This window comes from Herbidospora galbida, assembly GCF_005233835.1.
Taxonomy (GTDB): Bacteria; Actinomycetota; Actinomycetes; order Streptosporangiales; family Streptosporangiaceae; genus Herbidospora; species Herbidospora galbida.
The window spans coordinates 34,115-58,852 of sequence record NZ_SZQA01000021.1; the positions used below are offsets into that span (position 1 = coordinate 34,115).

A 24,738-nucleotide genomic window follows, 5' to 3' on the forward strand; every position below is an offset into this window, starting at 1 on the left:
CTAACTTTCCATGGACCCTAGGACGGCCCTATGGACGGGTCAAGGGGCGACATCAACTCGTAACAGCGCCTGGCGGGCAACAGTCCTTACGACCAGCTGAGGCGGCCGGCGTGGTGGAGATGGTCGAAGACGGCCTGGTTGGCGGGGGAGACCCGGTCGCGGTCGGCGTAGGTGAGCCAGGCCAGCTCGGCGATCTCGCCGCCCGGGGTCGGCTCGCCCTCGTGGTCGGCGGTGTAGCAGGTGATCCGCACGATGACGCCGTCGGTCCGGCCGTGGGCCCCCGCCTCGAAGACGCCCACCAGGACGGCCGTGCCCGGGGCGATGGTCACGGTGAGCTCCTCGCGGATCTCCCGCACCAGGGTGTCGAGGTCGGTCTCGCCGGGTTCGCGCTTGCCGCCGGGGACGTAGTAGGCGTCCTTGCCGTGCGACCGGGCGCCGAGGATCCTCCCGTCGCGGAGGCAGATCCAGGCGATCTTGTCGATGGTGCCGTTCATGGGTGCCAGTGTGGTCTGTACCCCGAGCGAACTGGACCGCTGGATCAACGGGGTGCCGCCCCGGGGATTCGAACCCCGACTGCCCGTGTCCTGAGCACGGTGCCTCCTGCCGTTGGGCTAGAGCGGCTTGGTACGTCCGGCGGGATTCGAACCCGCGACCTCCGGCATCTCGGGCCGGCGCCTCTCCCGTTGGGCTACGGACGCGTGAATTCGGCGCATGAAAAAGCCGCCGGGTCGTCACCTGGCGGCTTCGCGGGCGTTTCCCCTTTTATTCAGCCGGGGATCGCCGCTGCCGCAGGACCAGGACGAGCAGGAGGCCGCCGGCCTGTTCCTGCCGGGCTTCGTAGCTCATGGAATCGTCCTTTCCTGCTTGACTGGAGCGGCTGCTGTTGTCGAAAACCGTAGCCGCTCACAACGGCGCGGGCGAATTGTTTAATGGACGGCGATGAGGTCGGCGGCAGCCTCATCGCCGCGAATTTCAGCCGTAGGTCGGATATTGCGGCCAGCCCACGGGAGAGTCCTCCCAGTCTTCCTGGCGGCCCCACGGCGTGAGGTCGAGGAAGCTGTGGGTGAAGACCAGGCGGTCGACCCCGCGCGCCGTCGTGTTGTAGGTGCGGTAGACCCGGTCTCCGTCGCGGAGGAAGACGCTCAGCATGAAGCCCCGGCCCGCGCCGCAGTCGTCGGAGAACGTCGTGCCGTTCGACGACAGGAACGGCAGCGTCCAGCCGCGTTCGGCCTTGTAGGCCTCGATCTGGGCCAGCGGCATGTTGGAGATCGTCGCCCAGCTGACGCCCTTCTCGGCCAGCGCCGGCAGGGCTCCCGCCGGGACGTTGTCGGTGAACTTGGTGCAGCCGGGACAGAAGTGGCGCGGGCCGTTGTCCATGAACTGGTAGACGATCAGCTGGTCGCGGCCCTCGAAGAGATCGAGAAGCGTGCGGGGCCCGTCGGGACCCGCGAAGACGTAGTCACTCCGGAACTCCGTCATCGGGAGCCGGCGGCGCTGGGCGGCGACGGCGTCTTCGGCCCGTGTGGCCTCCTTTTCCGCTTTCAGGAGGTTATCGCGGGCAAGTTGCCACTCTTCAGGTGATACGACTGGTGGTTTGCTCATAGGCGGATTCTGCCCAATGGGTATGACAGAAACCGAGGGTGCCCAGGTCAAGGGGGATGCAGATGGAACTGGACGGGCAGCGGGTCGTTCTCCTCGGGGGCACCTCAGGCATCGGGTTCGGGGCCGCGCGGATCGCGGCGGCCCACGGGGCCGAGGTCGTCGTGGTCTCCTCCCGCGAGGAGAACGTCCGCCACACCCTCGACCAGTTGCCCGATTCAGCGTGGGGAGACGTCGCCGACTTCAGCGACCCGGACGCCATCGAGAGCGTCATCGGCCGCATCGGGCGTCTGGACCATCTGATCTACACGGCCGGGGAGCCCCTTTACATCTCCCCGGTCGAGCATCTCGACATCGCCGTGGCCCGTGAGTACTTCCAGATCCGCTTCTTCGGCGCGCTGGCCGCCGCGAAGGCCGCGCGGGGCCGGATGCCCGACACGGGCAGCATCATCGTGACGGCGGGGGTGGCCAAAGACCGGCCGGGGTTCGGGTGGGCGGGGCCGGCGTCCATCTCGGGGGCGCTTGAGGCGTTGACGAAGGCGCTGGCCGTGGAGTTCGCGCCCGTACGGGTCAACTGCGTCGCCCCCGGGGTGATCAGGTCGCCGCTGTGGCAGGGGACGCTCCACGTCGAGGAGATGTACCAGGAGATCGCCGACACGTGCCTGGCCGGGCGGGTGGGCGAGATCGAGGACGTGGCCAAGGCCTACCTCTACCTGATGACCCAGGACTACTCGACCGGGATGGTGCTGACCGTCGACGGGGGCCTCACCCTCGTCTGACAGACTGTCCGGCATGTCGGTGGAGGAGGTCTGGCGAGGGCTCGGACTGCCGGGCATCGTCGACGTGCACACCCATTTCATGCCCCAGCGAGTGCTCGACAAGGTGCAGGCCTATTTCGCCGGCGCCGAGGCCTACCTCGGGTTCCCCTGGCCGATAGCCCACGGGAACGACCCCGACGACCACGTGAAGAGGCTGCGGGAGTTCGGCGTGGTCGCGTTCACCTCGATGATCTACGCCCACAAGCCCGGCATGGCGGCCTGGCTGAACGCGTGGGCGCGGGAGTTCGCCGCCGCCACCCCCGGCTGCGCCCTCACGGCGACCTTCTTCCCCGAGGAGTCCGCCGCCGACTACGTACGCGAGGCGCTGGAGAGCGGCGCCCGGGTGTTCAAGGCCCACCTGCAGGTGGGGGAGTACGACCCCCGCGACCCGCTGCTCGACGACGTCTGGGGGATGATCGCCGACGCGGGGGCGCCGGTGGTCACCCACTGCGGGTCGGGGCCGGTGCCGGGGCGGTTCACCGGGCCGGGGCCGATCACCGGCGTGCTCGAACGGCATCCCCGGCTCAGGGTCGTCGTGGCGCACATGGGGCTGCCCGAATACGGCGCGTTCCTCGATCTGGCCGGGCGGTTCCCGGGGGTCGGCCTCGACACGACCATGGCGTTCACCGAGTTCACCGAGCAGGCGTGGCCGTTCCCGCCGTCCGACCGCTCACGCCTGCTCGACTACGAAGACCGCATCCTGTTCGGGAGCGACTTTCCCAACATCCCCTACGCCTACGCGGAGGCCGTCGGCGCGCTGGTCCGGCTCGACCTCGGCGACGACTGGCTCCGGGCGGTGCTCTACGGCAACGGCGTTCAGATCTTGCGGCCGATGGCGCCGTAGGCGCCGTGCTCGCGGTCGGGGAACAGGTCGGGGTCCTCGTCGGGCCGCCACAGGGCGACCGGGACCATGCCGGGGTCGACCAGCTCGAAGCCCTCGAAGTACTCGCTGATCTGCTCCTTGGAGCGCGGGGTGAAGCCGAGGTTGGGCGTGCGGTAGGCGTCGGCGGCGTTGCCGACCGCCTTGGGGAAGAAGTCGGCCGTCACGTGGCTGACCGCGAAGTAGCTGCCGGGGGCCAGCGCCTCGGTGTACTGGCGGACCAGCCCGGGCGGGTCCTCCTCGTCGGTGATGAACATCAGGGTGCCGACGATGACCAGCGCCACGGGCTGGTCGAAGTCGATGACGTCATTGATCTCCGGGTGTTCGAGGATCGACTTCGGGGCGCGCAGGTCGGCCTCGACGTAGCAGGTGCGGCCCTCGCGGGTGCTGCGGAGCAGGGCGCGGGCGTGCGTCATGACGATGGGGTCGTTGTCGACGTACGCGATCCGGGCCGCCGGGTTGACCTGCTGGGCGACCTCGTGGGTGTTGCCCTGGGTGGGGATGCCGGTGCCGATGTCGAGGAACTGCGTGACGCCCTGTTCGGCGAGGAACCGCACGGCCCGGCCGAGGAAGGCGCGGTTGTCCCGGGCCCCCTGGACGATGCCGGGCGCGACGGCGGCGGTGCCCTCGGCGACCTTGCGATCGGCCTCGAAGTTGTCCTTACCGCCCAGCCAGTAGTCGTACACGCGGGCCGAATGGGGAACCGACGTGTCGATTTTGGGGGCGTTCTCGTCACGCGGGGACGCCCAGGGCAATAAGTTCTTCGGCTCCGACATCAGGTCTCCAAGGGAGGTCGCGGCTCCGGTCAGCATAGACCCCTTGATCGCGGACGAAGCCTTGTTCCCGGCGTATGCCGTTAAAGACGGGCATACTCCGCTATTTCGGACAGCAAGGTGCGCTTTCCGGCCTCGTCCATGAACGACGCCCGGACCGCGTTTCCGGCCAGGTCGGCGATTCCGGCGCGGTCGAGGCCCAGCAGCTGGGCGGCGACGGCGTACTCCTTGTTGAGGGAGGTGCCGAACATGGGCGGGTCGTCGCTGTTGACGGTGACGAGCACTCCGGCCTTGACCAGCTCGGGCAGCGGGTGCTCCTCCAGCGACGCTACGGCGCGGGTGCAGACGTTGGACGTCGGGCAGACCTCCAGCGCGATCCGGTTCTCCGCCAGATGCTCCAGCAGGGCGGGGTCACCGGCGCTGCCGATGCCGTGGCCGACGCGCTCGGCCTTCAGCTCGCGCAGCGCCTCCCACACCGTCTCGGGGCCGGTGGTCTCCCCGGCGTGCGGGAGCGAGTGGAGGCCCTCGGCGCGGGCGGCGTCGAAGTAGGGGGCGAACTGCTTCCTCGGCACGCCGACCTCCGGACCGCCGAGGCCGAAGCCGATCAGGCCCTCGGGGCGCTGGTCGAGGGCGATCCGCAGGGTGCTCTCGGCCGCCGGGATGCCCAGCTCGCCGGGGATGTCGAAGATCCACCGGAAGGTGAGGCCGTGGTCGCGCAGGACCCGGGCGCGGGCGTCCTCGATGATCTCGCAGAACTGCTCCGGGGCGAACCCGTTGATCAGGTGGGTGTACGGCGTCACGGTCAGCTCGACGTAACGGGCGTTCTGCGCCGCCAGGTCACGGCCGACCCCGTAGAAGAGCTGCCACAGGTCTTCGGGGTCGCGGATCAGGTTGAGGACCGAGACGTACACCTCGATGAAGTGGGCGAAGTCGCGGAAGGTGAAGAACTCGGCCAGCCGCTCGGGGTCGGCGGGCACGGGGGTGCTGCCCTCGTGGCGGGCGGCGAGCTCGGCCACCACCCGGGGGGAGGCGGAACCGACGTGGTGGACGTGCAGCTCCGCCTTGGGCAGACCGGCGATGAAGGACTCCAGATCTGATGTCACGTGACCGACCGTAACAACCGACCCGATCGAACACCCAACTTCTTACATGGAATTGTCAGCTTCCGCCGGGAAGTTCGCCCAGCGTCACCTGAACGGTCGTCTGAGTGCCGTCCGAGTGCCGCACCACGACCGGCACCTTCTGGCCCGGCTTCAACGTCGCGAGCACCTCGCTCAGGGTCGCGGTGTCCTCGGTGGCCTTGCCGTTCACGCTGGTGATGACGTCGCCGGTGCGGATCCCGGCCTTCTCACTCGGGCCGTTCCTGGTGACCGCGCCGACCTGGACGCCCATCGGCTCTCCGTCCCGGCCGATGGCCGTCCCCACCTGGACGCCCAGGGCCGCCCGGCGCGTGTTGAGCACCCGGCCGTTCTGGACGATCTGCCGCGTGATGTCGGTGGCCGTGGCGCTCGGGATGGCGAACCCGATGCCGTCGGCGGGGCCCTGCTCCGGGTTGTTGGCACCCAGGGTCGGAATGCCGATCACCTGCCCGTGCAGGTCGACCAGGGCGCCGCCGCTGTTGCCCGGGTTGATCGGGGCGGAGGTCTGGACGGCGTTGGCGATGGTGGCGCCCGGCATGCCGCCCTCACGGGGGCCGATGACCGTACGGCCGAGCGCCGACACGATGCCCGAGGTGACGGTGCCGGAGAAGCCGAGCGGGTTGCCCATGGCCAGCACGATCTGACCCACCCGGAGCTTGGTCGAGTCGCCGAAGACCGCCGGGGTCAGGCCGCGCGGGTCGGTGACCTTGATGACGGCCAGGTCGCCGGCCGGGAAGGAGCCGACGAGGGTGGCCTTGCGGGCCGCCCCGCCCGTCGGGACGGTGACCTCGAAGTCGCGGGAGTCGCCCACGACGTGGGCGTTGGTCACGACGTGGCCCTGGTTGTCGAACACGATGCCCGAGCCCAGGGCGTTCCCGGTGGTGATCTGCACGATCGACGGGAGCACCTGGTGGATGACGTCCTCGTACAGCGACTCCAGGCTCAGGGCTTGCTGGGCCGGCGTCACCGGCGCGCCCGGCACGGTCGACGAAGGGGTCGCGGACGGGGTCGCCGTCGCCGTACCTGGCGACGAGTTGGCACAGCCTGCCGCCGCCGCGAGACAGGCGAGAACGGCGATCCGGGTGATGACCGGCGAGAATTCCATGCGCTCCTGTCTACCCAGGTGGATCACCGGATTCCAGCACCGTTGGAGCGTGCCATCGTCCGGCTTCGATCATGAATATTGACGTAATCTGCCGTCATGGCGGACGAACTCGGCACCCCTGCCCGGCCGTCGGCACGCTCCTACGACGCGCCAACCACCCCCATCCCGGTCTATCGCCCTCCCGTCGAGGTCGAGCAGGCCCCCGCTCCCGCCCCGCCGCCGCCCTCCGGCGGCAACCGGGCGCGGGTCCTGTGGACGGTCTTCGCCGCGCTCGTCACGGTCGCCGCGGTGGTCTTCGCCTTCTCCGCGTTCTCCGCCGACGAGCCGGTCCGCGAGGTGGCGGTGCTGCCCGCCGCAGACTCGGCCTCGGCGCCCGCGGCCCCCGCGCCCACCCGCACCCCGCTCTCGCTGCCCGCGCCTCCGGCCGGGAAGAGACTGGCCGTCTATTCGGGAGCCGGCACGCCCACCGCCGGCCTCGTCGACGACCGGCGCTCGGGCATCGCGTACGCCGCCTTCGCCGCCCCCTGGGAGCAGGTCAAACCCGACCCCTTCCAGTTCCGCCAGCGGGCCGGCCAGGCCGTCATCGCCTCGGCCCCGATCCCCGGCGCCGACCCCGGCACCCCCAAGACCGCCGCGCAGTGGCGTGCCCTGACCGCCAAGGCGGCCCGCTGGACCGTCACCCGCTACCAGCCCGAGGAGGCCACCTTCCAGTGGACCGCCTCGCAGCGGACGCGCAACGGCATCGGCTGGGTGCTCGGCTACCGGGTGGCCTGGGAGACCGGGGGCAAGCGGCGGACCGCCGAGGCGGTCGTGGCGCTCATGAAGACCGAGGGGAAGCCCGCGATGCTTTTCGCCTCGGTGCCCGATTCGCGGAAAGAGCTGCGTAAAGACCTGAACGTCCTGCTTGAGACGCTTCGCCCCCGGTAGCCTCGAAGCTTCTTCTAGAATATGATTCTGTCCACATTGCCGAGTGTGGAGGGGTCTTATGGCGATCGGGCTGAGCGAAGAGCACGAAGCGCTGCGCGAGTCGGTGACGGGATGGGCGCGGCGTCACATCACGCCGCAGGTCGTCCGGGCCGAGCCGGCCGCACGACCTCCGTTCTGGTCCGGCCTCGCCGACCAAGGGCTGCTCGGCCTGCACCTGCCCGAAGAGGTCGGGGGCTCCGGATACGGCCTGCTGGAGGCCGCCGTGGCGGTCGAGGCCCTGGCCGAGAAGCTCGCGCCCGGCCCCTACGTGCCGACCGTGCTGGCCGGCGCCGCGATCCACGCCGCCGACAGCAAGGCCCACGGGGAGCTGCTGTCGGGCCTGGCCGACGGGTCGCTGACCGGCGCGCTCGCCCTCGACGCGAGCCTGACCGGCGCCGACCGGGTCTCCGGAGTGGCCGAACAGGTGCTCGGCGCGGCCGAGGCCGACGTGCTGGTGCTGCCGGTCGGCGACAGGTGGGTGGTCGTCGAGGCCTCCGCCGCGACCGTGACCCCGATCCCGGCGCTCGACCTCACCCGGGGCGTCGCGCGGGTCGAACTGGCCGACGCCGAGGCGCGCTTCCTCGACGGCCTGACCACCGAGACCGTGCGTCACCTGGCGGCCGTGCTGCTGGGCGCCGACGCCATCGGGGTGGCCTCCTGGTGTGTGACCGCCGCCGCCGACTACGCGAAGGTCCGGGTGCAGTTCGGCCGTCCGATCGGCCAGTTCCAGGGCATCAAGCACAAGCTCTCGCGCATGCTGGTCGCGCTGGAGCAGGCCCGCGCGACCGTCTGGGACGCCACCCGCGCCACCGGCGACGAGCGCGACTACGCGGCGGCGATCGCCGGGGTGGTCGCCCCCGACGCGGCCGTGCAGTGCGCCAAGGACGCCATCCAGACCTTCGGCGGCATCGGCTACACCTTCGAGCACGACGCCCACCTCTACTTCCGCCGCGCCCTCACGATCCGGGCCCTGACGGGCTCCTCGGCCGACTGGAAGGAGCGGGTCGCCGCGCTGAGCCTGGCGGGGGTCACCCGGGAGATGCGGCTCGACCTGCCCGAAGACGCCGAGTCGCTGCGCGAGAGCATCCGCGGCGAGCTGGCCGCGATCGCCCCACTGGAGGGCGCGGAGCAGAAGCGGGCGCTGGCCTCCGCCGGGTTCGTGATGCCCCACCTGCCGGCGCCGTGGGGGCGGAACGCGCCGCCGCTGGAGCAGGTGCTGATCCAGCAGGAGATCAAGGCGGCCGGGCTGAAGCTGCCGCAGATGATCATCGGCGCGTGGGTGGTGCCCTCGATCGCCGTGTACGGCACCGAGGAGCAGCAGCAGCGCTTCCTGCCCCGAACCCTCAGCGGGGAGCTCGTCTGGTGCCAGCTGTTCTCCGAGCCCGGGGCGGGCTCCGACCTGGCCAACGTCCAGATGAAGGCCGAGCGGGTCGAGGGCGGCTGGCGGCTCAACGGGCAGAAGATCTGGACCAGTGTGGCGCACGTCGCCGAGTGGGGGATCTGCATCGCCCGCACGTCGAGCGAGGGGTCCAAGCACGACGGGATCACCTACTTCATCGTCGACATGAAGGCCGAGGGGGTCACGGTCCGGCCGCTGACCGAGATGACCGGCGAGAACCTGTTCAACGAGGTCTTCTTCGACGACGCGTTCGTGCCCGACGAGCTCGTGGTCGGCGCGGTGAACGAGGGCTGGAAGGTGGCCCGCAACACGCTGTCGAACGAGCGGGTGTCGCTGTCGTCGGGCTCGGGCGGGACCGGCTCGTCGGTGCCCGACCTGCTCGGGCTGGCCGGGCGGCTCGGCCGGGAGCTGACGCCGGTCGAGCGGCAGGAGCTCGCCGAGGTCGTCTGCGAGGGCCACTCGATCAACGCGCTGTCGCTGCGGGTGACCCTGAAGCAGCTGGCCGGGACCGAGCCGGGCGCCGACGCGTCGGTGCGCAAGCTGCTGTCGACCTCGCACGCGCAGCACGTCTCCGAATGCGCGGTGAACCTCATCGGCCCGGCCGCCGTGACGGCGGCAGACTGGAAGCTCGGCGACGCCGGCTACTGGAACCGGGCGATCCTGGCCACGCGGGCCATGACGATCTACGGCGGCACCACCGAGGTGCAGCTCAACATCATCGGCGAGCGCATGCTGGGCCTGCCCCGCGACCCGGAGCCGGGTAAGTAAGAACCTGTTACCTAAACCTGTTCCAGGCCTGATTCAAGGCCTGGAACAGGTTGCAGTTCGGTTGTAGCGTCGGGACATGCGGACCCGCGCGGCCGACATGTTCGGCCTTGAGTTCCCGATCTTCGCGTTCAGTCACTGCCGCGACGTGGTCGCCGCGGTCAGCCGGGCCGGGGGCATGGGCGTCCTCGGCGCCCTCTACTTCACCCCCGAAGAGCTGGAGACCGAGCTCGCCTGGATCGACGCCAATGTCGACGGCAAGCCCTACGGCGTCGACGTCGTGATGCCCGCCTCCTACGAGGGCGCGGAGTTCGCGCCCGAGGAACTCGTGGGGCGGCTCCAGGGGATGATCCCGGACGGCCACCGGAAGTTCGTCGACGACCTGCTGGCCCGCCACGGTGTGGCCGAGTCGGACGGCGCGGCCGGGCGGGTGCTGCTCGGCTGGACCGACGCCACCGCCCGCCCCCAGGTCGAGGTCGCCCTGAAGCACCCGATAGCGCTGCTCGCCAACGCCCTCGGGCCGCCTCCCGCCGACGTGGTCGAGATGGCCCATGCCAAGGGCGTGAAGGTCGCCGCGCTGGCGTCCACTCCCCGGCACGCGGTCAAACAGGTCGAGGTCGGGGTCGACGTCGTCGTCGCCCAGGGGACCGAGGCCGGCGGGCACACCGGCGAGATCTCCACGATGGTGCTGATCCCGCAGGTCGTCGACGCGGTCGACGTGCCGGTGCTGGCCGCCGGGGGCATCGGCGACGGGCGGCAGGTCGCCGCCGGGCTCGCGCTCGGGGCCGAAGGGGTCTGGACGGGCTCGATCTGGCTGACCGTGGAAGAGGCCGACACCCCGGCGGTGGCCCGCGACAAGATCCTCGCGGCGACCTCCCGCGACACCGTCAGGTCGCGGTCGTGGACCGGCAAGCCCGCCCGGCTGCTCAAGAACGAGTGGACCGACGCCTGGGAGGCCGCCGACTCGCCCGGCACGCTGCCGATGCCGCTGCAGTTCATGCTGGTCAGCGACGCGCTGCGGCGCATCGGCCGGTCGGACGCGAAGGAACTGGCCACCTTCCCGGCCGGTCAGATCATCGGCACCATGAACGACGTCAAACCGGCCAGGCAGGTGGTCTTCGACCTCGTCGAGGGCTACATCGAGGCCATGGACCGGCTGCGGGCCATCAGTGACCGGTGAACCGGGCGGGCCGCTTGTCCCGGAAGGCACGGGCTCCCTCCTTGGCGTCCTCGCTGCCGATGACGGGCCAGCCGAGCGCGTCGGAGATCTTCAGCGCCTCCTCCTCCGGCACCCCGATGGTGTCGCGGTAGGCCCGCAGGATCGCCCGCACCGCGAGCGGTCCGCTGGCGGCCACGTCGTCGGCCAGTTCCCTGGCCCGCGCCAGGGCCTGGCCGTCGGGCACGACCTGGTTGACCAGGCCCATCCGCTGCGCCTCGTGGGCGCCGACCGGACGGCCGGTGAGCAGCAGGTCCATCGCGAAGGCGTAGGGGATCTGGCGGGCCAGCCGGATCGCGCTGCCGCCCATCGGGAACAGCGCCCGCTTGGCCTCGAACAGGCCCAGCGTCGCGCTCTCGGCGACCACCCGCAGGTCGGTGCCGACCAGCAGCTCGGTGCCGCCCGCGACGGCGTAGCCCTCGACGGCGCAGATGATCGGTTTGGTCGGCATGGCCTCGCGGAGCAGGCCGCGCCAGTGGTAGTTGGGGATCTCGGCGGCCCTGGCGCGGACGCGTTCGTCCTCGCTCGGGCTCGCCATGGCCTTGAGGTCGGCGCCGGCGCAGAACGTGCCGCCCGCGCCGGTCAGGATGCCGACCCTGACGTCATCGTGTTCGGATATGTACGTCCAGGCCTCCGCCAGCCCGACGAGCATGTCGGTGGAGAGCGCGTTGCGCGCCTCCTGGCGGTCCATGGTCACGATCACGACGTGGCCGTCGCGGTCGACGCGGCAGTGCGGGGTGCTGATCGGCAGGCGTTCCACGTACGTACTGTCCGACGCCGACTTCCAGAGATCAAGCGCTTGGTTGGAAGGAGCGCTCATGGGTTCACTCGGATTCTGGCGGCTCGCGCAGGCCGACCCCACCTGGATCGCCGCCGTCGATCCCGACGGCACGGAGCACACGGCCGGTGACCTGCTGGCCCGCGCCAACCGGCTGGTGCACGGGCTGCGCGACCTCGGGCTGCGGCCCGGCGACGGGATCTGCGGGCTGGTGCCCAACGGTTCCGACGGGCTGGTCCTCTACCTGGCGGCGCTGCAGGCCGGGTGGTACTACACGCCGGTCAACTGGCACCTGACGGGGCCGGAGATCGCGTACATCGTCGAGGACAGCGAGGCCAAGGCCTACTTCGTGGACGAGAGGTTCGCCGTCGAAGGGGCACGCGGCCGGGCCGGACTGGGGCCCGAACGGTGCTTCGCCTTCGGGGAGATCGACGGGTTCTCGCCCCCGCCCACCGGATCGGCCGAACTGCCGGACGACCGGACCGCCGGGGCGACGATGCACTACACGTCCGGGACGACCGGGCGTCCCAAAGGGGTCAGACGCGGGCTGAGCGGCCTCGACCCCGACGACATGGCCGAGCTCATGACGTCGCTGCTGAGGCTGTTCGGCATCACCCCCGGGCAGCCCAACGCCCACCTGGTCACCGCGCCCGCCTACCACACCGCCGTCACCCAGTTCGGCGGCAGCGCGCTGCACATGGGCCACACGCTCGTGCTGACCGACAAGTGGGACGCCGAGGAGACGCTGCGGCTGTGTGAGCGCTATCGCGTCACCAACTCCCACATGGTCCCGACCCACTTCAAGCGGCTGCTCTCGCTGCCGGAGGAGGTCCGGGGCCGCTACGACCTGTCGTCGCTGCGCTGGATGATCCACGCCGCCGCGCCCTGCCCGGTGCCGGTCAAGTCGGCGATGCTCGACTGGTGGGGCGACGTCGTCTACGAGTACTACGCCGCCACCGAGGGCGGCGGCACCCTCGCGACCCCGGAGGACTGGAAGAAGCACCCCGGCACGGTCGGCAAGGCCTGGCCGATCAGCGAGCTGCTGATCGTCGACGACGCCATGGAGGAGGTCCCGCGGGGCACCCCCGGGACCATCTACATGAAGATGGGCGCCGCCGCGTTCGAGTACAAGGGCGACCCCGAGAAGACCCGGGCCAACCGGCTGCGCGAGTTCTTCACCGTCGGCGACATCGGCTATCTCGACGACGACGGGTTCCTGTTCCTGTGCGACCGCAAGGCCGACCTGATCATCTCGGGCGGGGCGAACATCTACCCGGCCGAGATCGAGAACGAGCTGCTCGTCCACCCGAAGGTCGCCGACGTCGCGGTGTTCGGCGTCCCCGACGACGACTGGGGCGAGCAGATCAAGGCGGTCGTGGAACCCGCCGAAGGGGTGATCCCCGGCCCCGAGCTGGCCGCCGAGCTGCTCGACTCGCTCCGGGGGCGGCTGTCGACGATGAAGTGGCCCAAGACCATCGACTTCATCGCCGAGATGCCCCGCGAACCCAACGGCAAGCTGCTGAAACGCAAACTCCGCGCGCCTTACTGGGAGGGCCGGGCCAGTGCCATCTGAACCGAACCCCGAGATCAACCACGTGCTGGAGTTTCCGGGCGGCTACACCCGGTCGACCGGGCCGGTGATCGGCCGCTTCCTGACCGAGTTACGCGCCGGCCGGATCGTCGGGGTCCGCACGGCGGCCCGGAAGGTGCTGGTGCCGCCGCTGGAGTACGACCCGGCGACCGGAGAGCCGGTCGTGGCGGACGACTTCGTCGAGGTGGGCCCCGCCGGGACCGTCCGGGAGTGGACCTGGGTCGAGGAACCGCGCAAGAACCACCCCCTCGACCGGCCGTTCGCCTGGGCGCTGATCAGGCTCGACGGCGCGGACACCTCGCTCGTGCACGCGATCGACGCTCCGGCGAAGGCGATGCGGACCGGGTTGCGGGTCTGGCCGCGCTGGCGGCACGACCGGATCGGGTCGATCACCGACATCGAGTGTTTCGTCCCGGAAGTGACCACGATCGTGGCGAACGTGCGGACCGAGTACACGGTGACGCCGGGTGCCGCCCTGAAGCGGTATCTGGACGCTCTGACCAGGAACGTCTTCCTCGCCGGCCGGTGCTCCACGTGCGCCGCCGTCTACGTGCCCTACCGGCTCTCGTGCCCCCAGTGCGGGTCGGTCATCGAGGACGAGGTCGAGGTCGGGCCGGCCGGCACGGTCACCACGTTCGCGATCAACAACCTGCCCGATCCGCGGGCGCCGCAGGTGCCGTTCGTGTCGGCGTACATCCTGCTCGACGGGGCCGACACCCCGATCATCGCGCTGCTGGGCTCGGTGGCGGCCGGGGAGGTCACCGAAGGGATGCGGGTGCGGGCCGTGTTCGAGGGCGGGACCGTCAAGTGGTTCGCGCCGGAACGGGAGGCGTGATGAGACCGGTCGCCGTCGCGGCGTTCGCGCAGACCACGCACACCGACCACGACTCGGGGCTGTCGGAGCCGGAGCTGATCCTCCCGGTCATCCGGGCGGTACGCGAACAGTCGGGCCTCACCGAGTTCGGCTTCACCTGCTCGGGCAGCTGCGACTACCTGGCCGGGGCGCCGTTCTCGTTCGTGTCGGCCCTCGACGCCCTCGGCGCGTGGCCGCCCATCCAGGAGAGCCACGTCGAGATGGACGCCGCCTTCGCGCTGTACGAGGCGTGGGTGCGATTACAGCACGGCGACGTCGACTCGGCCCTGGTCTACGGCTTCGGCAAGTCGTCGATGGGCGACCTGCGGGAGATCATGACCCTCCAGCTCGACCCCTACTACCTCGCGCCGCTCGGCCTCGACCAGCTCTCCTACGCGGGCCTGCAGAGAAGCGCGGTGCAGGGGGACTTCCCCGCGATCGCCCGCCGGAGCTGGGAGTCCGCTCAGACCAACCCGTACGCGCTCAAGCTGCCCGAACCCGTGGAAACGGCCCCGATCACGGACGGAGCGGCCGCGATCGTGCTGGTCGCGGGTGATCTCCTCCACGACCGCACGAACCTCGCCTACATCAACGGCATCGCGCATCGCATAGACCCGCACTATCCGGGCATGAGGGATCTCACCCGGTCGGCCTCCGCCGCCGCTGCCGCAACGGCGGCGGGGGTCGGCAAGGGCCCTGTCGACGTCGCCGAGCTGCACGTCCAGTTCGCCCACGAGGAGACCGTCCTCGCCGAGGCGCTCGGCCTCTCCGGCGACACGCTGATCAACCCCTCCGGCGGGCCGCTGGCCGCCAACCCGGTCATGGCGACCGGGCTCATCCGCATCGGCGAGGCCGCGAGCCGGGTCATGGACGGCACCGCCGCCCGCGCCGTCGCGCACGCCGCCAGCGGGCCCTGCCTGCAGCACAACCTCGTCGCCGTCCTGTCCCGGGAGTCGTGATGGGCAATCGTTGCGCGGTCATCGGGGTCGGCCAGACCCACTACACGACCCGGCGCCGGGACGTCTCCATGGCGGGCCTGGTCAGGGAGGCGGCGCTGCGCGCCCTGGAGGACGCCGGGCTGACGTTCGCCGACATCGACGCCGTGGTCGTCGGCAAGGCCCCCGACCTCTTCGAGGGGGTCATGATGCCGGAGGCCTACCTGGCAGACGCGCTCGGCGCGGCCGGCAAACCCATGACGCGGGTGCACACGGCCGGGAGCGTCGGCGGGTCCACGGCGCTGGTCGGGGCCTCGCTCATCCAGGGCGGCGTGCACGACCGGGTGCTGGTGGTGGCGTACGAGAAACAGAGCGAGTCGAACGCCACGTGGGCCCTGACCACCCATCTGCCGTTCACGTCGTCGCTGGTCGTGGGGGCGGGCGGCTACTTCGCCCCGCACATCCGCGAGTACATGCGGCGGTCGGGCGCCCCCGGCCACATCGGCACGCTCGTCGCGGTCAAAGACCGGCTGAACGCGCTGAAGAACCCCTACGCGCACCTGCGCATCCCCGGCATCGACCGGGCCATGGTCGAGTCGACGCCCATGCTGTGGGAGCCGATCCGCTACCTGGAGACCTGCCCGTCGTCCGACGGCGCGTGCGCGATCGTGCTGTCGTCGGAGCGGGCGGTGACCGGGACGCCCGCGTGGGTGCACGGCGGCGCGATGCGCTCCGAACCGATCTTCCGGGCCGGCCGCGACACGGTCAGCCCGCAGGCCGGGATCGACTGCGCCGCGGACGTCTACCGGCAGGCGGGGGTGACCGACCCCCGCCGCGACCTCGACGTGGCCGAGGTCTACGTGCCGTTCAGCTGGTACGAGCCCATGTGGCTGGAGAACCTCGGCTTCTGCGGCGTCAACGAGGGCTGGAAGCTCACCGAGGCCGGGGCCACCGCCCTCGACGGCGACATCCCGTGGAACGCCTCCGGCGGAGTGCTGTCGAGCAACCCGATCGGCGCCTCCGGGCTCATCCGGTTCGCCGAGGCCGCGCTCCAGGTCCGGGGCATGGCCGGCGACCACCAGGTCGAGGGGGCCAGGAGGGCCCTCGGGCACGCGTACGGCGGAGGCGCGCAGTTCTTCGCCATGTGGATCGTCGGAGCGGAGAAGCCATGAGCCCGATGCACTTCCACCACGCCGACCTCTTCGAGGGCCTGGCCGACGCGATCGGCGACCGGACCGCCGTGGTCTGCGGCGACGACCGGGCCACCTACGCCGAACTCGACGCCGCCGCGAACCGGCTGGCCCACCACCTCGCCGGGCACGTCGCGCCCGGCGAGCACGTCGGGATCCACCTCTACAACGGGCTCGAATACGTGACCGCGCTGCTGGCGATCCTGAAGATCCGCGCGGTGCCGGTGAACGTCAACTACCGCTATGTCGCGGCGGAACTGCGCTACCTGTACGACGACTCGGACATCGTCGCCCTGTTCTACGCCGCCGAGTTCGACGACCGGGTCGCCGCCGCGCGCACCGACCGGCTGCGGCACCTGATCGCGGTGGGGGACTCGGCCATCGCGGACGCGGTGCCGTACGGCGAGGCGATCACGGGTTCCGCCGACCGGGACTTCGGCCCGCGCGACGGGCAGGACGTCTACATCATCTACACCGGCGGGACCACCGGCCTGCCCAAGGGCGTGCTGTGGACGCACGAGGACCTGTTCATGGCCTTCGGCGGCGGCAACCCCTACGGCCCGCCGCACACCACGCCCGAAGGGGTGATCGAGCAGGCCCGCACCGCCGGGCCACTCACCATGATGGCGGCGGCCCCGCTGATGCACGGCGCCGCCCAGATGGGGACGTTCATCGCGTTCTGGATGGGCGCCACGATGGTCTACGTGCCGCGCTTCGAGGCCGACGCGGTGCTGCGCGCGATCGGGCGCGAGAAGGTGGTGTCGATCACCATCACCGGCGACGCCATGGCCGTCCCGCTGGCCGACGCGCTGGAGACCGGCGACCACGACGTGTCGTCGCTGTTCGTGCTCAGCTCGACCGGCGCGATCCTGACCGGCGCCGTGCGCGACCGGCTGCAGGCGCTGCTCCCGAACGTCATGATCATGGACAGTTTCGGCTCGACGGAGTCGGGCTACACCGCCTCGGCGGTGGCCGGGTCGTCACCGGAGGCGGGCCTGAAATACCAGCCCAACCCGAACGCGACGATGGCCGTGCTCGACGGCGCGCTGCGCCCGGTCGCCCCCGGCGAGATGGGCGTCGTGGCCAAGACCGGACGGATCGCCCACGGCTACTACAAGGACCCGGCGAAGACCGCCGAGACCTTCGTGACCGACGCCGACGGCGTGAAATGGCTGCTCACCGGCGACATCGCCCGCGTGGAGGAGGACGGCACCATCCGCGTCTACGGCCGCGGCTCCCAGTGCATCAACACCGGCGGCGAGAAGGTCTTCCCCGAGGAGGTCGAGGCCGTGCTGAAGGGCCACCCGGGCGTCTTCGACGCGGTCGTCACCGGCCTGCCCGACGACCGCTGGGGCCACCGCGTCGCCGCCGTCGTCGAACCGCGCACGAAGGACCTCACGGACGCGGACCTGGACGCCCACTGCCGCGAGCGCCTGTCGGGCTACAAGGTCCCCCGGCAGTACGCGTTCGTAGACGAGCTGGTGCGCTCGCCGTCGGGCAAGGCCGACTACCGATGGGCCCGCGAGCAGTTCGCCTGAGCGGAGGGCGGGGCTGGTCTCCGGCGGCCAGGCCCGGCCGGTCAGCCTCTGATGTCGTAGGTCAGGTGGGTCGCCAGCGGTGAGTGGCGGCAGTCGACGAGGTCGAGGTCGGCCTGGAAGGTGCCGTCGAACAGAGCGGTGCCGCCGCCAAGAACCACCGGCGCGATGTGGACGGAGAGCCGGTCGACCACGCCCATCCGGAGATACTGCCTGATGACGTCGGCACCGCCGCCGATCGCGATGTCGCGGTCGCCCGCCGTCTCGCGGGCCCGCTCAAGGGCCTCTCCGGCGTCGGAGACGTAGGTGAACGCCGTCGGCAGGTCGTCGGTGATGCGATTCGTGAGCACGAAGACCGGGCTGTGGAACGGGTTCTCGCCGCCCCACCGGCCCGCCGCGTCGAACATGCCCCGGCCGACGATGCCGGCCCCCGCGCCGTGGAACTCCCCGAGCACCTCGACGTCGACGGGGTGCCGCTCGCCCTCGAAGGACGGCTTCTCGTAGGTCCACGGGCCGCCGAAGACCCAGTAGTGGAGGCGTTCGCCGCCGTCGCCGAGACCACGGCCGGGGGCCCAGTTCGGGCCGGCCACGAAACCGTCGAGGGAGGTCGTGATGTTGGCGTGAATCATGCCGCCATCGTGACCCATGGCACCGACAGAAACGGCTACTTGGCGGCGGGTTCGCCGGTGAACGCGGCCACCCCGCCGAGGGCGATGTAGACCACGCCGCTGCCGACGTCGAGCCGCCGCCGGGCGGTCGCCGACCTCTTCAGGCGTCCGGCCAGCGCGGAGGCGGCCAGGGCGTAGGTGCCGTCGCTGGCCATGCCGAGGACGACCCAGATCATGCCGAGCAGCACGATCTGCGGGGCCAGCGGGCCGGCGTGCGGGTCGGCGAACTGCGGCAGGAAGGCCAGGAAGAAGATGGCGGTCTTCGGGTTGAGGACGTTCACCACGAAGCCCTCGCCGAACAGGCGGGCCTTCGGGGTCTCGGCGACCACGGCCTCGCCGGCCGGACTCCGGTCCATGAGCTTGCGGACGCCCAGGTAGACGAGGTAGGCGGCGCCGGCGTACTTGACGATGGTGAACGCCGTCGCCGAGGCGGCCAGGATCGCGCTGATGCCCAGCGCGGCGGCGGCGACGTGGACGAGCGACCCGGCGTGCACGCCGAGCACCGAGACCATCCCGGCGGCGCGGCCCTGGGCGACGCTGCGGGTGACGATGTAGACCACGGCGGGGCCGGGCACGAGCAGCAGCGCCAGGGTGGCGACGGAGAAGACGGCGAGCGTCGGCAGGTCGGGCATGCGGTGAGGATAGGGACGATCCCGCCGTTCAGGCCAGGGGTTTTGCCAGCGCCTCCAGCAGCGCCTGGGTGGCCGGGGGGTCGGGCGGGGCGCCGTAGGTGGCGGCGTAGACGTGCCTGACCGAGCCGGGCAGTTCGGCGGTTCTGACCTTCGGGTTCCGGTGGGCGCGCAGGGCCAGCGACGGCAGCAGCGCCGCGCCGAGCCCGGCCGCGACCATCGCCTGGACGGCGACGTAGTCGTCGGTGGTGAACGTGATGTTCGGGGTGAACCCCTCTTTCGCGCACACGTCGAGCAGGTGGCGGCGGCAGCGTTCGCATCCGGCGATCCACTGGCCGTCGCGGTGGTCCTTGAGGGCGGAACCGTCGAGGTAGACCAGGTGGCCGGGGTCGTCGAACAGGTGGCGGGTGCGGATGTCGGGGTCCTCGCCCAGTCCGTATCCGAAGACCACCGCGACGTCGGCCTCGCCGGCCCTGATCATCGCCAGCGCCTCGGGTGGCTCGGCCTCGACGATGTGCAGTTCCACTCCCGGGTACGACTCCGCGAGCCGGACCCCGGCCTCGGGCACGAAGGTGCCGAGCGCGGAGGGGAAGGCGGCCAGCCTGACCCGGCCGGCCCTCAGCTGGATGAGCGCCTCCAGTTCGGCGGCGGCCGAGTCGAGCCGCCCGAGGATCTCGGCGGCGCGTTCGGCGAGCAACTGCCCGGCGTCGGTCAGCCGGACCCCTCGGCCGACGCGTTGCAGCAGCTTGGCGCCGGTTTCGGCTTCGAGCCTGGCGAGGTGGTGGCTGACGGAGGGCTGGGCGTAGTGGAGCTCTTTGGCGGCCGCGGTCAGCGAGCCGGTGCGGGCGACGGCGACGAGTACCCTGAGGCGGACGGGGTCGAGCACCTCATCGATGCTACTCACGCCGGTATATGGCGGGAATACATCGATACCGTCTATGGATTTCGCGTTATTTCCCTATTGGACCTATCGATGCAGGTGGGTTCAGGCTGGTCGGCATGACCGACATGCGTGACATCCTCCAGGCCGCCTCCCTGCTCGCCCGGCACATCCCGCCGACGCCGATGTGGAGCTACCCCGTCCTCAACGCGGCCGCCGGCGCGGAGCTCTGGGTGAAGCACGAGAACACCCAGCCGATCGGGGCCTTCAAGGTGCGCGGCGGGATCACCCTCCTGGCCGCCCTGCCCGACCGGTCGCGGGGCGTGGTGGCCTACTCGACCGGCAACCACGCGCAGTCGATCGCCTATGCCGCGCGGCTGTTCGGTACGCCGTGCGCGATCGTGATGCCGGAGAACCCGAACCCGTCCAAGGTCGCCGCCGTCGAGGCGCTCGGCGCGACGGTCGTCATCGGCGGCGCGACCATGGTCGAGGCCGCCGACGTGGCCCGCGAGGAGGCCGACCGGCTGGGCCGCCGCCTGATCAGCCCCGCCGACGAGCCAGAGATCATCGCCGGAGTGGGCACCCTCTACCTGGAGATCCTCCTCCAGCGGCCCGACCTCGACGCGATCGTGGTCCCGGTCGGCAGCGGAACCGGCGCGGCGGCGGCCTGCCTGGTGGCCCGGGCCCTGGCTCCCGGATGCCAGGTGATCGGCGTCCAGTCCGCCGCCGCCCCGGCGGCGCACGACTCGTGGCGGCTCGGCGAGATGGTGCTGCGGCCGATGAAGACGCGAGTGGACGGCCTGGCGACCGGCTCGGCCTACGCGCTCCCGCAGCAGGTCATGCGCGACCTGCTCACCGACTTCCTGCTGGTCACCGACGAGGAGATCCGCGCGGCCCAGCGCCTCATGCTCACCCACGCCCACACGCTGGCCGAGGGGGCGGGGGCGGCGGCTCTCGCGGGGGTCCTCAATCGGCGGGAGGAGTTCGCGGGCAGGAAGGTCGCGATCGTCGTGTCGGGCGGCAACGCGGGCCCGGCGGAGCTGGCGGCTCTGATGGGACCACAGGACGCATAAGCCGGATCAGGGCTGGTCGCCTCTGGTTTCCTCGTCCAGGTCGTGGAGGCTCTGGCGGGTGATCTCCAGGTCGGCCGTCAGGTGGTCGAGGGCCGCCGGGGTGTCGGTGCCGCTGGTGACGTCCATGGCCGACAGTTCGACCACCCGCGCGACCAGGCCCTCCAGCACGATGACCGTCGACTCCAGTCGGACCAGCAGGCGTTCCCGGGTCGCCGACAGGCGGGCGTGGACCTCCTCCTGGGCCGTCAGGGCCGAGATCGCGCGGTCGAGTTCGGCGGCGATCTCCGGGCGGGCCGACTCGCGGGCATGCGTCAGGCGCAGGCGTTCCTGGCGCAGGAAGTCGGGGTCCAGGCGGCCGAGGGCGGCCGTCGTGACCGACGTGTGGGCGGCCAGCCGCCGCAGGGTGGCGACCGTGTCGTCGACCTGGGGGCGCATCGAGGCCACCGGGCCGACCAGCAGCCGGCCGCGCATCGACTCGCTCAGTTCGGCGAAGGCGGCCGCGGCGCGTTCGGCGCGGGCCAGGGCGCGGTCCTCCGCGCTGTCCGTGGTGACCGGGGTGGGCGTGGGAGGTTCGTCGGGTTCGGGGGAGGACAGGAAGGCGGCGATCAGCCAGCCGGCCAGGGCGACGGCGACGGCCGCCGCGACGGGCAGGCGCAGGGCCAGGGTGGCCAGGCCCGCGACGGCGCCCGGCAGCAGGGCCCACGGGTTGGCGAACCTAGAAATTGGCGATCACCTCCGTGAAGATCCGGTCGATCACGCCGGGGTCGCGGGAGTCGTAGGAGGCCGCCCTCGTCGTGTCGGAGACGGCCTTCAGGGTCTCCAGGTCGGCGTCGGCGCCGTAGGCGATGGTGAAGACCCGCACCGGGTGCCGCCCGCGCAGGCCCTTCAGGAGGTGGTCGAGGGTGATCGTCTGCTGGACCTCGTTGCGTCCGTCGGTGAGGAGCACCACGGCGTTGATGGTGTCGCTCCGGGCCCGGTCCTGTACGTGCCGGTACGCCGCCAGCGCCGTGTCATGGAGGCTGGTGGCCCCCTGGGGGCGCAGGCGGTCGATCTCTGCCCGCAGGTCGTCGCGGGTGCCCGTGGCGATCGGCACGAGCTCCGTCCGGCCGGTCGAGAACGACCACAGCCCGACCCGGTCGCGCGGCCCGAAGTCGCCGACGGCCCGTTTGGCCGCCGACTGGGCCAGGGCGAGCTTCGATCTGCCCGTACCGGAGGCGGGGGCCTCCATCGAGCCCGACACGTCCATGACCATCAGCACGTTGGCCGGCTTGCGCAGCTCGGCCCAGCTCGCCAGCACGGCGTCGAGCACCTTCGGCGCCGGGACCTGGAGGATCCGCACCGGCAGGGGGTCGTCGAGGGACCGGAAGCCGTGCTCGGTGAAGCGCTTCTGCTGCGTGGGCGCCCGCAGGTAGGCCAGGAAGTCGGCCGCGACCTTCCGCTTGGCGGGGGAGGCCCATTTCAGCACGGCGTAGGGGTTGTCGGACAAGAGCGTGCCCTCTTTGGGATGGATGGCGACGAGCGGCACCTCGGGCTTGTCGTGCCGTCCCAGCGTCGCCGGGTCGCCCGTGGGGTTGCCCTCGTTGTAGTCCCAGACCGACTTCTCCTCGACGGTGACGGCCGAGATGTAGGACATCGCCGCCCCCGCGTCGTCGGCCCGCTGGAGGTTGGACAGGAACGTGAGCGTGGTGTCGCCGTAGTGGACGATCGACCGCTCCACCCCCTGGACGAACCGCCGCACCTTCGGCGCGGCGACGTCGCGCGTGGTCAGGTCTCCCGATACCCCGGTCGCCGCGACATACGCCCCGATGGTCGCGTTCAGCCCCGAGGTGGAGAAGCCCGGATGCGTCTTGCCGAGCCGGAAGGGCCCCCACTCCGGGTGCCCGTGCCGCGCCCACCCCTGTTCGGAGGAGGCCAGTTCCAGCACGTCACCCCACCCGAGGGCCTTCTCGGGCCACCCGAGGGCGGTGGCCATCGGCTCGGGCATCGCGATGACCAGCGGCGTCTTCACGATCGAGGGGGCGTCGGCCGGGATCGGCGCCGAGCGGGCCCGCTGCCGCAGCAGCGTCAGCCACGCCGACGCCGCCGGGCTCCACACGTCGGGCCGCGCGCCGTCGTCGCGGGTCCACCCGTCGGCCAGCGCGTCGAGGGCGGCCCCGGACGCCATCGTCGCCACGGTCACCTTCCCGCAGCCCTTGCGCGAGTAGTCGGCCGCCATCTGTCGTAACAGCTCGGCCTTCTCGCTGGAGGCCGCGATCCGCACCCCGGCCGTCGACGGGGCGCAGTCGGGGTCGGCGTGGACCGTCCGCACCACCACGATGATCGCCCCCGCCACGACGGCGGCGACCACGAGGACAGAGAACCGGCGGGATCGTCGGCGCACGCGGGCCTCCCACAGACGTGTCGGTATTTATCCCGACGAATGGAGGCCCGCCAAAGTTCTTTACGACGCGCCGTACTCCAGCAGGAACAGCGCCTCGGCGGTGGCGACGCGGCGGAGCTCGTCGATCACGACCCGCTCGTTGGGGGCGTGGATGCGGGCGGCCTCGTCTTCGGCGCCGAAGAGCAGCAGCTCGGCCTCGGGGAACTGGCGCTGGAGGGTGGCCACCAGCGGGATGCCGCCGCCCTGGCCGACGTCGCGCGGCTCACGGCCGAACGCCCTGGTCATCGCGCGGTCGAGAGCCGCACGGGCCGGGCCGCCCGCCGGGGCCTGGAAGCCCGAGCCCACCGACACGTCGGAGAACGTGACATGGACGCCCCACGGCGCCTGCGCCTCCAGGTACGCGGTCACGTCGGACAGCGCCGTCTTCGGGTCGTTGGCGGCCGGGACGCGGATGGTCACCCGGGCCCGCGCGACCGCCTGGATCGCGTTGACCGCGCCCGAGACCGTCGGCACGTCGAGCCCGGTCACCGTGATCGCGTAGGAACCCCAGATCCGGTCGGCGATCGAGCCGGTGCCGACCAGCGAGACCCCGTCGAGCACGCCCGCGCCCTGGCGGAACTCCTCGTCGGTGCCCGCGTCGCCGTCGAAGACGCCCTTCTCCAGGCCGGGTACGCGCACGTCGCCGTTGTCATCGTGCAGCGCGACCAGCATCCGCATCAGCGCCGACAGCGCGTCGGGGGCCGGGCCGCCGAAGGAGCCGCTGTGCAGTGCGTCCTTGAGGGTGCGCACCTCGACCGTGACGGCGGCCATGCCGCGCAGCGAGGTGGTCACCGCCGGGTCGCCGACGGCGGGGTTGCCGCAGTCGGCCACGATGATCGCGTCGGCGCGGACCAGGTCGGGGTTCTCCTCGACGAACCGCTCCAGGCGCTCGCCGGCGTACTCCTCCTGGCCCTCGATGATTACCCGCACGCCCACGGGGAAGCGGCCGTCGAAGGCGCGCAGCGCGGTGAGGTGGGTGATGATGCCGGACTTGTCGTCGGCGGCGCCCCGCCCGTACACGGCACCGTCGATCTCGGTGGGCTCGAAGGCCGGGGTGTCCCACAGGGCGGGGTCACCGGGGGGCTGGACGTCGTAATGGGCGTACAGGAGCACGGTCGGGGCGCCGGGAGGCGCCGGGGCCTCGGCGTAGACGGCGGGGAAGCTGCCCGCGACCGGGATCTGCCGCACGGTCGGCAGACCGGCGTCGCGCAGCAGCGACTCCACGGCCGCGGCGGCGCGGTGCACCTCCTCCTCCGGATGCCCGGGGAAGGCGACCGACGGGATAGAGACCAGCGCCTTGAGGTCCTCCACCGCGCGGGGCATGGCGGCGGCGACGGCGTCTTCGATGTCACCAGGAGTCATGCGCCCCATCGAACCACAAACCGGGCACGTTCCAGACGACCGACGAATTTCGTCGCCGTTACACGTAGATATCGAGGAATCCGAAGCCGTTTCAATTTGCAACCACGTTTTCCCTTGGCAGAAGTCTGGGACGCAATGCACACTGACAGCGGAGCTCAGACACCA

At 71.3% G+C, this 24,738-nt stretch carries 23 protein-coding genes and 2 tRNA genes; 11 read left to right on the forward strand and 14 right to left on the reverse strand.

Annotation, left to right across the window (positions count from 1 at the left end):
- Window positions 1-86: 86 nt before the first annotated feature.
- From FDA94_RS21400 to FDA94_RS21415, 4 genes are all read right to left on the reverse strand, one after another.
- Entirely contained in the window at window positions 87-494 is a 408-nt protein-coding gene (locus tag FDA94_RS21400; protein WP_137248863.1) for an NUDIX hydrolase, read from the reverse strand.
- 53 nt (window positions 495-547) lie between these two features.
- Window positions 548-621: transfer RNA gene (locus tag FDA94_RS21405), tRNA-Leu, on the reverse strand.
- A gap of 1 nt (window position 622) precedes the next feature.
- Window positions 623-698: transfer RNA gene (locus tag FDA94_RS21410), tRNA-Leu, on the reverse strand.
- Window positions 699-972: 274 nt separating this feature from the next.
- Window positions 973-1,602 (reverse strand): DUF899 domain-containing protein, encoded by a 630-nt coding sequence (locus FDA94_RS21415; protein WP_137248864.1) that lies wholly within the window; start codon window positions 1,600-1,602, stop codon window positions 973-975.
- 62 nt (window positions 1,603-1,664) lie between these two features.
- Here FDA94_RS21415 and FDA94_RS21420 point away from each other — a divergent pair, with 62 nt between their 5' ends.
- Together FDA94_RS21420 and FDA94_RS21425 are read left to right on the forward strand one after the other, a co-directional pair.
- Complete coding sequence (locus FDA94_RS21420) at window positions 1,665-2,378, forward strand: SDR family oxidoreductase (RefSeq protein ID WP_212735433.1); 714 nt, start codon at window positions 1,665-1,667, stop codon at window positions 2,376-2,378.
- Window positions 2,379-2,391: 13 nt separating this feature from the next.
- Window positions 2,392-3,261 (forward strand): amidohydrolase family protein, encoded by an 870-nt coding sequence (locus FDA94_RS21425; protein ID WP_137248866.1) that lies wholly within the window; start codon window positions 2,392-2,394, stop codon window positions 3,259-3,261.
- On the opposite strand, the gene FDA94_RS21430 is transcribed toward FDA94_RS21425, so the two are convergent.
- Genes FDA94_RS21430 through FDA94_RS21440 form a run of 3 tightly spaced genes read right to left on the reverse strand, consistent with a single transcriptional unit; the run spans window position 3,234 to window position 6,314 of the window.
- Window positions 3,234-4,109 carry an SAM-dependent methyltransferase gene (locus FDA94_RS21430; protein WP_246060077.1) on the reverse strand — a complete coding sequence of 292 codons (876 nt, stop codon included), beginning with the start codon at window positions 4,107-4,109 and terminating at the stop codon, window positions 3,234-3,236. The genes FDA94_RS21425 and FDA94_RS21430 overlap by 28 nt on opposite strands.
- Window positions 4,110-4,153: 44 nt before the next feature.
- Window positions 4,154-5,173 carry an adenosine deaminase gene (locus FDA94_RS21435; protein ID WP_137248868.1) on the reverse strand — a complete coding sequence of 340 codons (1,020 nt, stop codon included), beginning with the start codon at window positions 5,171-5,173 and terminating at the stop codon, window positions 4,154-4,156.
- Between the two features lie 55 nt (window positions 5,174-5,228).
- Window positions 5,229-6,314, reverse strand: a complete 1,086-nt coding sequence (locus tag FDA94_RS21440; RefSeq protein WP_137248869.1) for a S1C family serine protease — start codon at window positions 6,312-6,314, stop codon at window positions 5,229-5,231.
- Between the two features lie 96 nt (window positions 6,315-6,410).
- Here FDA94_RS21440 and FDA94_RS21445 point away from each other — a divergent pair, with 96 nt between their 5' ends.
- From FDA94_RS21445 to FDA94_RS21455, 3 genes are all read left to right on the forward strand, one after another.
- Entirely contained in the window at window positions 6,411-7,241 is an 831-nt protein-coding gene (locus FDA94_RS21445; RefSeq protein ID WP_137248870.1) for a hypothetical protein, read from the forward strand.
- Between the two features lie 58 nt (window positions 7,242-7,299).
- On the forward strand, window positions 7,300-9,447 hold the full coding sequence (locus FDA94_RS21450; RefSeq protein ID WP_137248871.1) for an acyl-CoA dehydrogenase family protein: 2,148 nt from the start codon (window positions 7,300-7,302) through the stop codon (window positions 9,445-9,447).
- 76 nt (window positions 9,448-9,523) lie between these two features.
- Window positions 9,524-10,624: an NAD(P)H-dependent flavin oxidoreductase gene (locus FDA94_RS21455; RefSeq protein ID WP_137248872.1), complete on the forward strand. Its 1,101-nt coding sequence runs from the start codon at window positions 9,524-9,526 to the stop codon at window positions 10,622-10,624.
- On the opposite strand, the gene FDA94_RS21460 is transcribed toward FDA94_RS21455, so the two are convergent.
- On the reverse strand, window positions 10,611-11,420 hold the full coding sequence (locus FDA94_RS21460; RefSeq protein WP_246060078.1) for a crotonase/enoyl-CoA hydratase family protein: 810 nt from the start codon (window positions 11,418-11,420) through the stop codon (window positions 10,611-10,613). The genes FDA94_RS21455 and FDA94_RS21460 overlap by 14 nt on opposite strands.
- A 58-nt stretch (window positions 11,421-11,478) precedes the next feature.
- Between FDA94_RS21460 and FDA94_RS21465 the strand changes: the two genes are divergently transcribed.
- From FDA94_RS21465 to FDA94_RS21485, 5 genes are read left to right on the forward strand one after another with little or no spacing between them, the layout of a single operon-like run.
- Window positions 11,479-13,011, forward strand: coding sequence for an acyl-CoA synthetase (locus FDA94_RS21465; RefSeq protein ID WP_137248874.1), 1,533 nt, complete (start codon window positions 11,479-11,481; stop codon window positions 13,009-13,011).
- Window positions 13,001-13,864 (forward strand): Zn-ribbon domain-containing OB-fold protein, encoded by an 864-nt coding sequence (locus FDA94_RS21470; RefSeq protein ID WP_246060079.1) that lies wholly within the window; start codon window positions 13,001-13,003, stop codon window positions 13,862-13,864. The genes FDA94_RS21465 and FDA94_RS21470 overlap by 11 nt, the downstream gene beginning before the upstream one ends.
- A complete protein-coding gene (locus FDA94_RS21475; RefSeq protein WP_137248875.1) occupies window positions 13,864-14,841 on the forward strand; it encodes a lipid-transfer protein in 978 nt (325 codons plus the stop codon). Before FDA94_RS21470 ends, FDA94_RS21475 begins: the two co-directional genes overlap by 1 nt.
- The gene (locus tag FDA94_RS21480; protein WP_137248876.1) at window positions 14,841-15,989 is read left to right on the forward strand and encodes a thiolase domain-containing protein; all 1,149 of its coding nucleotides are present in this window, start codon (window positions 14,841-14,843) and stop codon (window positions 15,987-15,989) included. Before FDA94_RS21475 ends, FDA94_RS21480 begins: the two co-directional genes overlap by 1 nt.
- A complete protein-coding gene (locus FDA94_RS21485; RefSeq protein ID WP_342778513.1) occupies window positions 15,986-17,545 on the forward strand; it encodes an acyl-CoA synthetase in 1,560 nt (519 codons plus the stop codon). The genes FDA94_RS21480 and FDA94_RS21485 overlap by 4 nt, the downstream gene beginning before the upstream one ends.
- 41 nt (window positions 17,546-17,586) lie before the next feature.
- Here FDA94_RS21485 and FDA94_RS21490 read toward each other — a convergent pair whose 3' ends face one another.
- The 3 genes from FDA94_RS21490 to FDA94_RS21500 are packed head-to-tail and all read right to left on the reverse strand — an operon-like array spanning window position 17,587 to window position 19,725.
- Complete coding sequence (locus FDA94_RS21490; RefSeq protein WP_212735434.1) at window positions 17,587-18,171, reverse strand: dihydrofolate reductase family protein; 585 nt, start codon at window positions 18,169-18,171, stop codon at window positions 17,587-17,589.
- Between the two features lie 35 nt (window positions 18,172-18,206).
- On the reverse strand, window positions 18,207-18,842 hold the full coding sequence (locus tag FDA94_RS21495; RefSeq protein ID WP_137248878.1) for a LysE family translocator: 636 nt from the start codon (window positions 18,840-18,842) through the stop codon (window positions 18,207-18,209).
- 28 nt (window positions 18,843-18,870) lie between these two features.
- On the reverse strand, window positions 18,871-19,725 hold the full coding sequence (locus tag FDA94_RS21500) for a LysR family transcriptional regulator (protein ID WP_137248963.1): 855 nt from the start codon (window positions 19,723-19,725) through the stop codon (window positions 18,871-18,873).
- A gap of 113 nt (window positions 19,726-19,838) precedes the next feature.
- On the opposite strand from FDA94_RS21500, the gene FDA94_RS21505 reads away from it, so the two are divergent.
- Window positions 19,839-20,792, forward strand: a complete 954-nt coding sequence (locus FDA94_RS21505) for a threonine ammonia-lyase (protein WP_137248879.1) — start codon at window positions 19,839-19,841, stop codon at window positions 20,790-20,792.
- A 6-nt stretch (window positions 20,793-20,798) separates the two neighbouring features.
- Here FDA94_RS21505 and FDA94_RS21510 read toward each other — a convergent pair whose 3' ends face one another.
- From FDA94_RS21510 to FDA94_RS21520, 3 genes are all read right to left on the reverse strand, one after another.
- Complete coding sequence (locus FDA94_RS21510; RefSeq protein ID WP_137248880.1) at window positions 20,799-21,263, reverse strand: hypothetical protein; 465 nt, start codon at window positions 21,261-21,263, stop codon at window positions 20,799-20,801.
- Window positions 21,264-21,507: 244 nt separating this feature from the next.
- Window positions 21,508-23,172, reverse strand: a complete 1,665-nt coding sequence (locus tag FDA94_RS21515; RefSeq protein WP_246060081.1) for a substrate-binding and VWA domain-containing protein — start codon at window positions 23,170-23,172, stop codon at window positions 21,508-21,510.
- A gap of 60 nt (window positions 23,173-23,232) precedes the next feature.
- Window positions 23,233-24,573, reverse strand: coding sequence for a M20/M25/M40 family metallo-hydrolase (locus tag FDA94_RS21520; protein ID WP_137248882.1), 1,341 nt, complete (start codon window positions 24,571-24,573; stop codon window positions 23,233-23,235).
- Between the last annotated feature and the right edge of the window lie 165 nt (window positions 24,574-24,738).

Coding starts and splice junctions, on each gene's coding strand:
- FDA94_RS21400 (WP_137248863.1), bottom strand. CDS start 494: ATGAACGGCACCATCGACAAGATCGCCTGGATCTGCCTCCGCGACGGG.
- FDA94_RS21415 (WP_137248864.1), bottom strand. CDS start 1,602: ATGAGCAAACCACCAGTCGTATCACCTGAAGAGTGGCAACTTGCCCGC.
- FDA94_RS21420 (WP_212735433.1), top strand. CDS start 1,665: ATGGAACTGGACGGGCAGCGGGTCGTTCTCCTCGGGGGCACCTCAGGC.
- FDA94_RS21425 (WP_137248866.1), top strand. CDS start 2,392: ATGTCGGTGGAGGAGGTCTGGCGAGGGCTCGGACTGCCGGGCATCGTC.
- FDA94_RS21430 (WP_246060077.1), bottom strand. CDS start 4,109: ATGCTGACCGGAGCCGCGACCTCCCTTGGAGACCTGATGTCGGAGCCG.
- FDA94_RS21440 (WP_137248869.1), bottom strand. CDS start 6,314: ATGGAATTCTCGCCGGTCATCACCCGGATCGCCGTTCTCGCCTGTCTC.
- FDA94_RS21445 (WP_137248870.1), top strand. CDS start 6,411: ATGGCGGACGAACTCGGCACCCCTGCCCGGCCGTCGGCACGCTCCTAC.
- FDA94_RS21450 (WP_137248871.1), top strand. CDS start 7,300: ATGGCGATCGGGCTGAGCGAAGAGCACGAAGCGCTGCGCGAGTCGGTG.
- FDA94_RS21455 (WP_137248872.1), top strand. CDS start 9,524: ATGCGGACCCGCGCGGCCGACATGTTCGGCCTTGAGTTCCCGATCTTC.
- FDA94_RS21465 (WP_137248874.1), top strand. CDS start 11,479: ATGGGTTCACTCGGATTCTGGCGGCTCGCGCAGGCCGACCCCACCTGG.
- FDA94_RS21475 (WP_137248875.1), top strand. CDS start 13,864: ATGAGACCGGTCGCCGTCGCGGCGTTCGCGCAGACCACGCACACCGAC.
- FDA94_RS21480 (WP_137248876.1), top strand. CDS start 14,841: ATGGGCAATCGTTGCGCGGTCATCGGGGTCGGCCAGACCCACTACACG.
- FDA94_RS21485 (WP_342778513.1), top strand. CDS start 15,986: ATGAGCCCGATGCACTTCCACCACGCCGACCTCTTCGAGGGCCTGGCC.
- FDA94_RS21490 (WP_212735434.1), bottom strand. CDS start 18,171: ATGATTCACGCCAACATCACGACCTCCCTCGACGGTTTCGTGGCCGGC.
- FDA94_RS21495 (WP_137248878.1), bottom strand. CDS start 18,842: ATGCCCGACCTGCCGACGCTCGCCGTCTTCTCCGTCGCCACCCTGGCG.
- FDA94_RS21505 (WP_137248879.1), top strand. CDS start 19,839: ATGACCGACATGCGTGACATCCTCCAGGCCGCCTCCCTGCTCGCCCGG.
- FDA94_RS21510 (WP_137248880.1), bottom strand. CDS start 21,263: ATGCGCGGCCGGCTGCTGGTCGGCCCGGTGGCCTCGATGCGCCCCCAG.
- FDA94_RS21520 (WP_137248882.1), bottom strand. CDS start 24,573: ATGACTCCTGGTGACATCGAAGACGCCGTCGCCGCCGCCATGCCCCGC.